The organism is [Mycobacterium] manitobense (assembly GCF_025821665.1).
Classification (GTDB): domain Bacteria; phylum Actinomycetota; class Actinomycetes; order Mycobacteriales; family Mycobacteriaceae; genus Mycobacterium; species Mycobacterium arseniciresistens.
The window spans coordinates 1-343 of the sequence record NZ_JACKSJ010000224.1; the positions used below are offsets into that span (position 1 = coordinate 1).

1 pseudogene is annotated in these 343 nt (G+C 68.2%); it reads right to left on the reverse strand.

The window, feature by feature from the left end:
* A pseudogene (locus H7I41_RS24460) lies at positions 1 to 343 on the reverse strand (dual-specificity RNA methyltransferase RlmN); the annotation flags it as partial.

A 343-nucleotide genomic window follows, 5' to 3' on the forward strand; every position in this document is an offset into this window, starting at 1 on the left:
GTCGCGCACCGTGCAGGAAACACCCTTGGCCAGGACGCGCTTCACGAACTCGCGCTCCACGGGCTTGGGACTGGCGTCCCACTCGCTGCCCGGGGTCGGGTTCAGCGGGATGAGGTTGACGTGCACCAACGGCCCCAACTTGCTGTGCAGCTTCTTCCCGAGCAGGTCCGCGCGCCAGGGCTGATCGTTCACGTCCCGGATCAGCGCGTACTCCACCGAGACCCGGCGCCCGGTCACATCGGCGTAGTAGCGCGCGGCGTCGAGCACCTCGTCGACCTTCCACCGGTTGTTCACCGGCACCAGGGTGTCGCGCAGCTCATCGTCGGGGGTGTGCAGCGACAGC